The sequence below is a fragment of the Solwaraspora sp. WMMB335 genome (genome assembly GCF_049179075.1).
Classification (GTDB): Bacteria; Actinomycetota; Actinomycetes; order Mycobacteriales; family Micromonosporaceae; genus Micromonospora_E.
Genome location: NZ_JBMHMF010000001.1, coordinates 1,651,106 through 1,663,291, shown reverse-complemented (window position 1 = coordinate 1,663,291; position 12,186 = coordinate 1,651,106). Strand labels below are relative to the sequence as shown.

Sequence of the window (12,186 nt, the reverse complement as noted above, 5' to 3'; positions counted from 1 at the left end):
CGCTACTCGTCGAGTTCGTCCGCGTCGTACACCTCGTAGCCCTGCTGCACCATCCGGACGTCCTCCGGCGTGTAGACGGCGGAGTCGACCGCGAAGAACTCCTCCAGGTTCTCCGGCGTCAGCTTCACCAGGTCCTCCTCGTCCAGGCTGCGCAGCAACAGCAACTGCACCTCGCTGAGGACGTAGTCGGCGAGCGCGGTGTCCGGATCGTCCAGCAGTTGCCGACCGAACTCGGGGTCGGCGATCGCCCGCTCCAGCACGTCCTTGATCTGGTTGGTATCCGCCTCGCTCGGGACGCTCTCGGCCGTGGTCACGGTGCTCCTTCCGCGCCTGGCACTAGGCCAGCGCCATGGTTTCGTTGGTGAACCGGGTCGGGAGCCGGCCCGGACGGTTCTGTCGAATGCTCAGGACGTACCAGGCGTCCATGAAGTCGTTGCTCTGAATGGCGTTCAGCTTCGCGATTTTCGGTCCGATGTCCTCGGTCAGCTGCTCGGCGCTGCGCCCGTCGATCTCGTCGAATTCGTAGACCCGGAAGTTCTGCGGCTTGTACGACCAGTCGCGGTCCTCGACCAGCCACCGGTAGTTGGCACTCATCAGCCGTTGGGCCGCGTCGGGGAACTTGCGCAGCCGCATCCCGTACGCCTCCGGGCGGGCCCCCATCAGCGACTTGGGCGCCACGAAGTACCGGTTGACGTTGAAGTAGTTGATGTATTCCGCGTTGCGCTGCAGGAAGTCGGTGGTCTCCGCGAAGTTGCCCTCGTCCTCGTGCGGCATCCCGGTGATGATTTCCAGGTCGGCCCAGATGCCGACCTCCTTGCACCACCGCAGCACCTGCTCGGCCTCGGCCAGCTTGACCCGCTTGTCGATGATCTTCAGCATCTTGGTGCTCGCGGTTTCCAGCCCGAAGGTCAGTTTGCGGCAGCCGGCGTCGGCGAGCATCGCCAGCCGCTCGTAGGTGAGACTGTTGAAGCGTCCGCAGTCCGACCAGTTGAGCTCCACCCCGTTGAGCACCACCCGGCTGGAGAACTCCTCGACGAACCCGTTGACCAGGTTGAAGTAGTTGTTGAACAGGTAGAAGTACGGTGTCTGATACTTCTCGGACAGGCCGACCATGTGCCCGATGATGTCGTCCACTGTGGCGTGGACGAGCTTGGTGCGCTCCAGGCTCTCGGTGCAGAAGGCGCACGAGTACGGGCAGTTGTAGTTGAACACGTACGGGATCACCAGCTTGCCGGCCACGCCCTTGCCGAGGTTGGCCGCGTTCGCGTCGTTGGCCAACCAGCTCAGGTACGACGGGAAGCGGTAGAGCTGCATCCGGTTCAGCTGCTCGTCGGTCGCCTGCTTGCGCGGGCTCGCCTGCGGCCGGTCGAGAACGTAGTTGTGGTAGTCGGCCAGGGCGAGCCCGTCGAAGTCCGGCGGCAGCACCCGGTGCACGGCGTCCGGCGCGCGCAGCACCTGATCGCCCTGCACCCGGGCCAGCCCGGGACGGGGCATCGGCAGCAGCTGCCGCCGGCCGGCCAGCGCCCGGACGAGGTCGACGAAGACGTCCTCGCCGGGGCCGGTGATCGCGGCGTCGAGGTGCTGCACGCAGGCCGCCCACCAGCGGTGGAAGGCGTCCTTGAACTGCATCAGGTAGTCCAGGTTGTTGCCGCCGAGCACCACCGGCTTGCCGTAGTGGCGCTTGACGTGCGCGCCCAGCACCGCCGCGGAGTTCATCTCCAGGAACGAGAAGTCGCCACCGGCCGAGATGCCGACCACGTCGGCGGCGGCCACGTCCTTGCCGGCCAGCAGCCGGCCGGCGAAGGTGTCGAGGAAGTCGTTGCGCCCGCCGCCGACGTAGTCGACGACCGCCCGTTCGTCGTAGAACGGCTGGAGCTCGGCCTTGGTGAACTCGCCGCCGTGCCACATCCGGGCCAGGTCGGAGTTGAGGTCGTGCAGGTCCACGTCGAACCCGGCGTCGCGCAGGCTGGCGGTGACCACCCCGGTGCCGAACGGCGGCAGGTTCATCCGGGTGAACATCGGTTGCTCCCCGGGCGCGACGATGAACAGCACCTGGGCTGGACGGGGCCGGTTGGCAGCCTTCATGGTCAACCCTTCCGAGCGGGCAGCGGAGTCGTCCTGGACGTGATCAGCGACGCGGCGGTCGGCAGCGGTGGTGCGGCGGCCAGCTCGGCGGCGAACTCGGCGGCCGCGTCGCGGTAGCCCGGCTCGGACAACACGGCGCGGACCGCCGCGCGTAGCCGCGCCGGGGTCACGTCCTCGGCGTCGAGCGCGACGCCGAGGCCGAGGTGTGCACAGCGTTGCGCGATGTACGGCTGGTCGTTGGCGATCGGCACCAGCACCATCGGCAGTCCGCGCACCAGCGCCCGGGAGACGGTTCCCCAGCCGGCGTGGGTGACGACGGCGTCGGCCCGGTCGAACAGCGGGTCGTGCGGCGTCCGTCCGACGAACCTGACGTTGGCCGGCGTCGCTCCGTCGCCCCGGCCGGTCACGGCGTCGCTGGTCACCACGGCGTCGCTGGTCACCACGGCGTCGACGTCGAGCGTGCCGAGCGCGGCCACCGCGGCGGCGACGTACCGGTCCTGGGCGAACGCCGACCCGCCGAGGCTGGCCGGGGTGGCGGTGCTGGTGGTCACGGCCACCAGCGGTCGCGCCGACCCGCCGGGCACCGGCGGCCCGCCCGCCGGCGCCGGCACGAGCGGGCCGACCAGGGCGACGGATTCGGGCAGCGGCGGACAGCCGGCGAAGCGCGCCGTGGTGGGGATCAGGTGCAGCAGATCACCGGTACGCCCGAGCAGGTTGCGCCCGTCGTCGCCGGTCAGCCCCAGCGACTCGGCGACCGGACGCGGATCGAACGCGCCGATCGCGTGTTCCGGGATGAAGCTGCGGTAGGCGTCCAGCACCGGCAGCGGACTGCAGCACAGCGACACCCAGGGCAGGCCGGTGAGCTGGGCGGCCAGCGCGGCACCGGCCATCATCACGTCGGCGACGATGAGCTCGGCCGCGCAGTCGGCGGCCAGCCGCGCGATGTCCCGGGCCATGTCCGCGACGTCGCCGAGGAACAGGTGCCGGAACAGGGCACCGCTGTCGGCAGTGGCCAGCATCGACGCGGGTACGGCGGCGTCGCGCCGCCAACGCCCGCCCGCCTGCTCGGCGAAGACGGTGACCGGGTGGCCCTGGGCCCGCAGCTGCGCACCGAGCGCCGCCATCGGTTCGGCGTGGCCCGGTGGGTGGAACGGCACCAGCAGGACGCGGGTCATACGCGTGGTCCGGTGAGCACCCCGGCCTCGGACTCCAGCCACTGACGTGCCCGCACGACCCCGTCCGGCGTACCGATGTCGTGGTACTCCCCGGCGTCGAAGGTGAGTGCCCGGACCCGCAGTCCGGCCGTGACCGCGGTGGCGAACACGTCGCTGAGCAGCGACTCGCCGCGCGGCTCGGCGGTGTTCGCGACGAACTCCTGCAGCAACCGGGTGAACGCCGGCGACCACACCGCGATGCCCCAGGTGTTCGACACCGGCGGATGCTCGGGTTTGTCCACCACGGCCAGCACCCGATGCGACCGGGGCTCGACGACGACCGGGGCCAGGGCCTGCGGTTGCCCGGTCGGGAACACCCCGAGGCTGAGGTCCGCCCGCTGCGCCTCGTGGAAGTCGAACAGCTGGGCGAAGCAGTCGGCCGGGGTGCACATCGTGTCCGGCAGCCCCATGCACACCGTCTCGTCGCCGAGGTACGGCGTGGCCAGGTTCAGCGCGTCGGGCAGGCCCAGCGGTCGCTCCTGGCACAGGTACGCCAGGTCGAGCCCGAGCTGCTGCCCGGCGCCGAGATAGCGGAACACGTCGCCCTTGTCCGGGGACAGGACGAGCAGGACGTTGTCGACCCCGCCGGTGCGCATCGCGAGCAGCACGTGCTCGATGGCGGCCTTGGGCAGCGGCCGGCCGTCCACCGTCCGGTAGCCGACCTGGATGAGTTCCTTCGCCGCCCGGTACGGCAGCAACCGGGTACCCGAACCGGCGGCGGGTACGACTCCGAAGCGTCTTGCGGTCACTGGTCCCCCCGGCCACTTGGGCGTACGGACCGGGACCGGTCCGTACGCGGGTCACCCACCACGGCAAGCTATTGATTGACTGCTGCGGTTTTGTTGCGGTCGTGCTGTGGTGCGTCGGCGGGCCGCTGACACGGTCCATGGCCGCGTCTACGCTTCGTCTCACCCGAGTGGCGACCACAGCGGAGGGATGAGCCGGATGGCAGAGGTCGTGCTGCGCTGCGAGGGGCTGCACAAGAAGTACGGCGCGCGGGTCGCGGTCGACGGGGTCGGCTTCGACATCACCGAGGGGGAGACCTACGGCCTGCTCGGGCCGAACGGTGCCGGCAAGACGACGACCATCTCGATGGTGGTCGGCATCCTCTCCCGAGACGCGGGCACGGTCACCATCGACGGCCGACCGCACGATGTGCACCGCACCTCGGTCAAACGGCTGATCGGTTACGTACCGCAGGAACTCGCCTTGTACCCCGATCTCACCGCCGCCGAGAACCTGCGCTTCTTCGGCCGCCTGGCCGGCCTGTCCGGCCGACGGCTGCGCCGGCGCGCCGACGAGGTGCTCGACGTGGTCGGGTTGTCGCAGCGGGCCGGTGACCGGGTCCGGACCTTCTCCGGCGGCATGGCCCGGCGGCTGCACATCGGGGTCGGGCTGCTGCACGATCCCCGGCTGCTGGTGCTGGACGAACCGACGGCCGGGGTCGACCCGCAGAGCCGTAACGCCATCCTGGACAGTGTCCACGAGCTCGCCGGCACCGGCATCGCCGTGCTCTACACCACGCACTACATGGAGGAGGCCGAGCGGTTGTGCGACCGGGTCGGCATCCTCGACGCCGGAACGATCAAGGCCGAGGGCACCCGCCGGGACCTGATCAGCCTGCTGGGCCGCGACGACGAGGTGCGGCTGCTCGCCGACGGCGACCTCGCGGCCGCCGCCCGGGCACTGTCCGAGCTGCCCGAGGTGACCCGGGTCGACCGTGCCGACTCCACGGTGGTGCTGCTGGTCGCCGAGGCGGCGGCGGCGCTGCCGACGGTCCTCGCCACCGCGGCCCGCACCGGGCTGACGGTGCGTTCGGTGCAGGTCCGCGAACCTGATCTGGAGGCCGTTTTCCTGCACCTCACCGGCCGGGCACTGCGGGACTGAGCGATGGTGCGCAGCGTTTTCGTCATCGCCGGTAAGGATCTGCGCCAGCAGCTGCGCAACAGCACCCTGCTGCTGTTCGCGATCGTGCTGCCGCTGGGCATCGCCGCCCTGTTCAGCACCGTTCTGGACGATCCCGGCGGCGGCTTCCAGGCCCGGTACCTGGTGGTCGACGAGGACCACGGGCCGGCCGCCGACGCGTTCGTGGACGACGTGCTCGGCGCGGTCGCCGAGGAGTCCACCTTCGCCGTCGACCGGGCCGCGTCGGTCGCCGAGGCGACCCGGCTGGTCGACACGGGTGCCGCCGACGCCGTCTTCGTCCTGCCGGCCGGCTTCTCCGCCGCCGTCGACGCCGGCCGCACCGCCACCCTACGGGTGGTGGGCGGTGCCGACGCGCCGCTCGCGGCCTACGTGGCGGATCAGATCGCCCGGTCGTACGCCACCGACGTCGGGGGCGTCCAGCTCGCGGTCGCCCTGACCGACGCCGGCGGTGTCCCGGTCGACGATCCGGACGCCCTGGCTGCGCGGGTACGGCAGTTGCCCGCGCCGCTGACCCTGGCCGCCGATGTGACCGAGACCGACCGGGTGCTGGCCAGCCGGACCTTCTACCCGGCCGGCATGGCGGTGTTCTTCCTGTTCTTCGTGGCGATGCTCAGCGTCAACAGCATCCTGGCCGAGCGTGGCACCGGCACGCTCGCCCGGTTGCTGGCCTCGCCGGTGCCCCGGCCGGCGATCCTCGTCGGCAAGCTCCTCGGCGGCGTCGGCACCGGTGTGGCGGCGATGACGGTGCTGGTGGTCGCCTCGACCCTGCTGCTCGGTGCCGACTGGGGGCCACCGGCCGGGGTGGCGGCGCTGGTGGTGGCGTTGGTGCTCGCCGCGACCGGGTTGATGGCGCTGGTCGCCACCGTGGCCCGCAGCAGTGAACAGGCCACCACCTGGATGTCCGGGCTGGCCGTGCTGCTGGGCATGTTCGGCGGCACGTTCGCGCCGCTGTCCCAGCTCGGCGGCCTGTGGGTGCTGAGCTATCTCACCCCGCACCGCTGGTTCCTGCAGGGTCTGTCCGACCTGGCCGGTGGTGACGTGCAGGCGGTGCTGCTGCCGGTCGCGGTGCTGACGGGCCTCGCCGTGACGACGACCGCCGTGGCCCTGCTCCGGATCGGAAAGCTGATGACGGTATGAAGGTGTTGGCGATAGCCGGGGTGCAGCTGCGCCTGCTGCTGCGGCAACGGCTCAGTGTCTTCTGGCTGGTCGTCGCTCCGCTGCTGTTCGTCTTCGTGCTGGGCGTCCAGTTCGGCGGGGGGCAGGCGCCGCGGCTGGCGGTGGTCGGCGGCCAGGACGGCCCGGTGGCGCGCCAGCTGGTTGACGCGCTCGCCACCGACGACCGGTTCGAGGTGGTCCGGCCGGCGGACGTCGACGCGCTACGCGCCGACGTCGAGCGGGGGATCGTCCACGCGGGTCTGGTGATCCCGGCCGGACTGGACTCCGTGGTCGGGGACGGCGGCCAGGTCGGCGTGACCTACCTGGCCCGACCGAAGAGCCCGCTCGCCGCCGACCTGCGGGTCTGGGTCCAGGCGGTGATCGGCGAACAGGCCGCGCTGGTCCGGGCGGCGCAGGCCGCCACGGCCGAGGGCGCCGGGACGTTCCCCGACAACCTCGCCCGCGCCGCGACGGTCCCGGTGGCCGGGATCGCGGTGGACGCGACGACCGTCGGCGAGGCCCCGATCCCGGACGGGATCAACCCGTTCGCGTTGCTGGCCCCGTCGATGCTGCTGCTGTACGTCTTCCTCACCTCGCTGACCGCCGCGATCAGGATGATCGAGAACCGGCGGCGGGGGATCACCCGCCGGATGTACGCCACGGCGACCGGGATCGGCACGATCGTGGCCGGCGAGGCACTCGGCCGGTTCGGCATCGCCCTGGTGCAGGGGCTGATCGTGATGGCCGGTTCGGCGCTGTTCTTCGGCGTCGACTGGGGATCCCCGCTCGGCGCGGCCGCCCTGCTGGTGCTGTTCTGCCTCACCGCCAGCGGGCTGGCGATGCTGCTCGGCGCCGGGCTGCGGCACGAGAACCAGGCGTTGGGCATCGGTCTCGGTCTCGGCCTGGGACTCGGTGCCGTCGGCGGTGCCATGGTGCCGTTGGAACTGTTGAGCGACACGTCGCAACACCTCGCCCGGCTCACCCCGCACGCCTGGGCGTACCAGGGTTTCACGGAGCTGGTCCGCCACGGCGGCGGCATCGGTGACATCGCCCCGCAGCTCGGAGCGCTCGCCGGGTTCGCGGCGGTGCTGTTCGCCCTCGGCGCCCGCCAGTTGCGTCGGAGCATCGTCCGGTGAGATCGAGCGTCATCCGGTGAGATCGGAGCGTACGGTGCATCAGGACAGCGGTGGCGACCGTCCGGACGTGCCGATGGGTCGGCAGTTGTCGGCGGCGGCGGCGGTTCAGCGACTCTGTGGCGAGCGCGGTTGGCGGTCCTGTCTGGTCGGTGGGTTGGCGGTGCTGCGGTGGGGGCGGCCACGGCCGACCGAGGACGTCGACCTGCTCGTCGAGGCGGGCCACGGTGTTGCGGGCGAGATGGCGCAGGCACTGTTCGGGTGCTTCGAACCGCGTTCGGCCGATGCCCATCGGTTCGCTGTGGACCACCGGATCGCGCAGCTCTGGGCGGGCGAGCGGGTGGCGGTCGACGTCGCGCTCGGCACGTCGCGGCGGCTGCGTCGGACGATGGACCGTGCGTCGTGGTGGGAGAGCACCGGGCCGCGGCTGCTGACCTGCAGCGCCGAGGATCTGATCGTGAATAAGGCGATCTCCGACCGGGAACGTGACTGGCACGACGTGGCGGGGATCGTCGAACGGCAGGGTGCCCGACTCGATCGGGAGTTGATCCTGCGGGAGTTCGGTCCGGTGCGCACGCAGGGCCATCACCTCGGGGATCCGCTCGCACAGCTCAACGACCACGGCGACGGTGCCGCGGTGGCCCGCCTCCGACAGGCGCTGACGACCACGGACCGGCTGGTGGTGGACCATGGATGAGCTGCTCGCGGCGGCGACGGCGGCGCAGCAGGTGTGCCACGACAACGGGTGGGGCTGCTGCGTGGTCGGTGGGTTGGCGGTGCTGCGGTGGGGGCGGCCACGGCCGACCAAGGACGTCGACCTGCTCGTCGAGACGGGCTACGGAGACTGGGCCGCCGCGTCGGAACTGCTGTTCGACCGGTTCGAGCCGCGCTTCGCGGATTCGCGCCAGTTCGCGGTGGACAGCCGGGTGGTCCAGTTCTGGGCGCCGAACGGGACAGCGGTGGACGTGGCGCTCGGTACGTCGCGACGGCTGCACCGGATCATGCAACGGGCGACCGCGTGGCAGGTCGGAAGCGTCGCGGTGCGGACGTTCAGCGCCGAGGACCTGATCGTGCACAAGGCGCTGTGCGGGCGGGAGAGCGACTGGCGCGACGTCGCGGGCATCATCAGCCGACGGGGTGACACCCTCGACCGTGATCTCGTCCTGCGGGAGTTCCGCCCGATGCTGCAGCACCGTGGCTTCCATCTGGGGGACCCGCTGCAACGGCTGCAACGGCAGGCCAGCCAGCAGGCGGCGGACCGGCTCCAACGGCTGTTGACGGGCGAGGACCGGTAACGTCGTACATCGATTGCTCCGGGTGCCCGGCTTCGACGCCGCGCTCGCCGGACAGCTGTCCGCGCTCCTGTTACATTGACGAATGTCGTTCTATGTGAGAGGTGCGCTCATGAAGATCCGATCCGTCCTCGGCACAGCGCTCACCGCAACTCTGCTCGTCACCGCCGTCGGCGCGGCCGCCCTGGCCAACGCGGCCCCGCCGGGCGGCACCCCGGCCGGCACGGCCGACGCGGCGCCCGTCGACGCGGCACCGATCGACGCCCTGGCCCTGGGAGATTTCGACTTCTCCCGACCGCAGACCGCCGCGACCGGCCTGCAGGTCCCCTGGGGGATGGACTTCCTGCCCGACGGCAGCGCCCTGGTCGCGCAACGCAGCACCGGACAGGTGGTGCGGGTCCGCCCCGGGCAGCAGCCCGAACCGGTCGCCCAGATCTCCGGGGCGACACCGGTCAGCGAAGGCGGCCTGCTCGGTCTGGCCGTCTCCCCGACGTACGCCCAGGACGGCTACGTCTTCGTCTACTTCACCACGGCCAACGACAACCGGATCGCCCGGTTCCGGCTCACCTCGCCACAGAACCAGGAGCCCATCCTGACCGGACTGGCTCGCGCGACCATCCACAACGGCGGCCGGATCGCCTTCGGCCCCGACGGCATGCTCTACGCCGGGGTCGGCGACGCCGGGCAGACCGCCAACGCCCAGAACCAGCAGAGCCGCAACGGCAAGATCCTGCGGATGCGGCCCGACGGCGGCGTCCCGTCGGACAACCCGTTCCCCGGCTCGCTGGTCTACAGCCTGGGCCACCGCCACGTGCAGGGCCTGGCCTGGGACGCCCAGGGCCGGCTGTACGCCACCGAGTTCGGGCAGAACGCCTGGGACGAGATCAACCTGATCGTCGCCGGCGGCAACTACGGCTGGCCGATCGTCGAGGGCCGGGGCAACGACCCCCGGTTCCGCGACCCGCTGCTGATCTGGACCCCGGCCGAGGCCTCGCCGAGCGGGGCGGCGATCGCCGGGAACCGGCTGTTCGTGGCGGCGCTGCGGGGCAACCGGCTGTGGAACGTACCGCTGGACGGCGCCGGCGGGGTCGGCAACCCGACCGCCGAACTGCTCGGCACCTACGGGCGGCTGCGCACCGTCGAGTACGGCCCGGACGGTTGGCTCTGGGTGACGACCAGCAACCGCGACGGGCGGGGTGTGCCGGCGTCGAACGACGACCGGATCCTGCGCTTCCCACCCCTGGACCCGGTGACGCCGCCGCCGACCACGGCACCGCCGACCACCCCGCCGCCCACCACCGCACCGCCGACCACGCCGCCGCCCACGACCCCGCCGCCCACCACCGCACCGCCCACGACCCCGCCGCCCACCACCGCACCGCCGACGACCCCGCCGCCGGCCACCACGTGCCAGGTGTCCTACCAGGTCAACCAGTGGGGCAACGGCTTCACCACGGACGTGCGGATCACCAACCGTGGGGCGTCGCTCAGCGGCTGGACACTGACCTGGACCTTCACCGGCAACCAGCAGATCACCAACGGGTGGAACAGCCAGATCAGCCAGTCCGGCCAGGCGGTGACCGCGCGCAACGCCGCCTGGAACGGCAACCTGCCGACCAACGGTACGGTCAACTTCGGCTTCCAGGCCACCTACAGCGGCAGCAACCCCAGCCCGACCGACTTCCGGCTCAACGGGACCGCGTGCCAGATCAGCTGAGGCGACCCGGCTGAGACAGCCGGGCCGGGACGGCCTGACTGGGACGGTCCGGCCTGACTGAGACGGTCCGGCCTGGCTGAACGTCCGGACGCGCCGGCCGTGGTGGGCTCCGCCCGCCCGGCCGGCGCTCGTCCGCTCAGTAACCGATGTGGAACGTCGCGTCCTGCCGGTCCAGTGCCGGTGAGGTGCTGGAAACCGGGTCCAGTCGCAGGACGTAGTTGGCGTGCCGCAGGTGGCGCTCAGGCAGGTTGTGCGACCGGAACGAGGTCCAGGCGGCGTCGGCCAGACCGGGCGTACGGTGGAACGTCGCGTCGGCGGCGAACAGCGACGAGCCGTCGTCGACGGCCAGCACCAGTTCGTAGTTGGCGTGCCGCAGGTAGCGGTCGGGGAAGTTGACCGACTGGAACGACACCCCGGAGGAGCTGGCCAGCCCGGGAACGAGCCGCCACTGCGAGTCCGGGTACGGGTCGAACGGGTACGGGTCGATGCGGGCGGCGTAGCCGGCGTGCCGGATCAGGTGGTCGGGGAAGTTGTAGGACTTGATCCGGTTCCAGCCCGGTGCTCCCCAGCGGGCGAGCAGGTTCGTCCGCTCGGTGGCGGTGATCGGGGCGATGGTGGGGTGTTTGGCGTTCAGCGGCTGGGTGTACTGCGCCTTGTTCAGCGCCGACCAGCTGTTGGCGCCGATGTCGCCGCTGCGCCAGGCGTACAACTCGCCGTTGACCGGGGAGTAGGAGTCGCCCCAGAGGAACCATTCGTCGCGGTCGTTGGCCTTGACCACGATCGGTGCCTCGATGCCGCCGCTGACCACGCCGCTGGTGTAGGTGCCGTTGTCGAAGCTGCGCGGCGCCAGGCTGGCCGATCGGGCGCCGTACAACCGCCCGTCGTCCATGTTCTTGTAGTAGAGATAGTGCACGCCGTTGCGGCTGTGCATGGTGGCGTCCAGCACGTTGAAGCCTGGGTCGAAGTACAGCTGCGGCGCGCTGACGCTGCGGAAGTCGCTGGTGTAGTTGACGAAGAACGAGTCCCGGTTGCCGCTGCGGGCCGAGTAGAGAATCCCGTACTGGCCGCGGCCGGCGTCCCAGAACGCCTCCGGTGCCCAGGTGTGGGTGGGCATCGAGTGCATGCGCACCCGCCGGTATCCGGTGAAGCTGCGCAGGTCGACCGAGTCCCAGAGGTGGATGTACTGGTTCTGCTGGGTGAAGTCCTTGCCGTTGAGGTCGGTCGCGAGGATCACGAAGGTGCCGTCCTGCTTGCGCAGGATGAACGGGTCCCGCAGGCCCAGCGTTCCGGCGGTGGGAGTGGCGACCGGGTTGTTCTGGTTGAGCGGGGTCCAGTGCAACCCGTCGGCGCTGACCGCCAGATGCAGACCGTAGTTCTCCGCGAGCGCGGCCGGCGACTCGGTGAAGTAGCCCATGACGTAGCCGGCGTAGGCTTCGGCGGCCGCGGCGCGCGGCGCCGCGGCGGACGTCGCCACCGCGCCTGCGCCGAGCAGCACCGCGGACCGCACGGTCGTGGCAAGCAGTTGCCTTCTCGTCACCATCGCCGACACCTTCCGTATCGATCGTTACCAACGGGTTACGTGCCCAGTGTTATCGTGAACATAGACATTGGTCAAGAAATTCTTTCGACTGGTGTTGCAGGAAGTTTGCATAAGAGCCTGCTAA

At 70.9% G+C, this 12,186-nt stretch carries 11 protein-coding genes; 6 read left to right on the top strand and 5 right to left on the bottom strand.

Annotated elements, in window-relative coordinates:
* Positions 1-2 precede the first annotated feature (2 nt).
* The 4 genes from ACN27F_RS06770 to ACN27F_RS06755 are packed head-to-tail and all read right to left on the bottom strand — an operon-like array spanning position 3 to position 4,048.
* Complete coding sequence (locus tag ACN27F_RS06770; protein ID WP_421431748.1) at positions 3-314, bottom strand: Os1348 family NHLP clan protein; 312 nt, start codon at positions 312-314, stop codon at positions 3-5.
* A gap of 22 nt (positions 315-336) precedes the next feature.
* Positions 337-2,085: a B12-binding domain-containing radical SAM protein gene (locus ACN27F_RS06765; RefSeq protein ID WP_421431747.1), complete on the bottom strand. Its 1,749-nt coding sequence runs from the start codon at positions 2,083-2,085 to the stop codon at positions 337-339.
* A 2-nt stretch (positions 2,086-2,087) separates the two neighbouring features.
* Positions 2,088-3,260 (bottom strand): glycosyltransferase, encoded by a 1,173-nt coding sequence (locus tag ACN27F_RS06760; RefSeq protein WP_421431746.1) that lies wholly within the window; start codon positions 3,258-3,260, stop codon positions 2,088-2,090.
* On the bottom strand, positions 3,257-4,048 hold the full coding sequence (locus ACN27F_RS06755; RefSeq protein WP_421431745.1) for a sugar phosphate nucleotidyltransferase: 792 nt from the start codon (positions 4,046-4,048) through the stop codon (positions 3,257-3,259). Before ACN27F_RS06755 ends, ACN27F_RS06760 begins: the two co-directional genes overlap by 4 nt.
* 196 nt (positions 4,049-4,244) lie before the next feature.
* Between ACN27F_RS06755 and ACN27F_RS06750 the strand changes: the two genes are divergently transcribed.
* The 6 genes from ACN27F_RS06750 to ACN27F_RS06725 all read left to right on the top strand — a co-directional run bounded on the left by ACN27F_RS06750 (position 4,245) and on the right by ACN27F_RS06725 (position 10,522).
* On the top strand, positions 4,245-5,186 hold the full coding sequence (locus ACN27F_RS06750) for an ABC transporter ATP-binding protein (protein ID WP_421431744.1): 942 nt from the start codon (positions 4,245-4,247) through the stop codon (positions 5,184-5,186).
* 3 nt (positions 5,187-5,189) lie between these two features.
* The gene (locus ACN27F_RS06745) at positions 5,190-6,362 is read left to right on the top strand and encodes an ABC transporter permease (RefSeq protein ID WP_421431743.1); all 1,173 of its coding nucleotides are present in this window, start codon (positions 5,190-5,192) and stop codon (positions 6,360-6,362) included.
* Between the two features lie 2 nt (positions 6,363-6,364).
* Complete coding sequence (locus tag ACN27F_RS06740; protein ID WP_421431742.1) at positions 6,365-7,516, top strand: ABC transporter permease; 1,152 nt, start codon at positions 6,365-6,367, stop codon at positions 7,514-7,516.
* A gap of 16 nt (positions 7,517-7,532) precedes the next feature.
* Positions 7,533-8,210: a nucleotidyl transferase AbiEii/AbiGii toxin family protein gene (locus ACN27F_RS06735; protein WP_421431741.1), complete on the top strand. Its 678-nt coding sequence runs from the start codon at positions 7,533-7,535 to the stop codon at positions 8,208-8,210.
* Positions 8,203-8,808 carry a hypothetical protein gene (locus ACN27F_RS06730; RefSeq protein WP_421431740.1) on the top strand — a complete coding sequence of 202 codons (606 nt, stop codon included), beginning with the start codon at positions 8,203-8,205 and terminating at the stop codon, positions 8,806-8,808. Before ACN27F_RS06735 ends, ACN27F_RS06730 begins: the two co-directional genes overlap by 8 nt.
* Positions 8,809-8,917: 109 nt before the next feature.
* On the top strand, positions 8,918-10,522 hold the full coding sequence (locus ACN27F_RS06725) for a PQQ-dependent sugar dehydrogenase (RefSeq protein WP_421431739.1): 1,605 nt from the start codon (positions 8,918-8,920) through the stop codon (positions 10,520-10,522).
* A 136-nt stretch (positions 10,523-10,658) separates the two neighbouring features.
* On the opposite strand, the gene ACN27F_RS06720 is transcribed toward ACN27F_RS06725, so the two are convergent.
* Entirely contained in the window at positions 10,659-12,062 is a 1,404-nt protein-coding gene (locus tag ACN27F_RS06720) for an AbfB domain-containing protein (protein WP_421431738.1), read from the bottom strand.
* Positions 12,063-12,186: the final 124 nt, after the last annotated feature.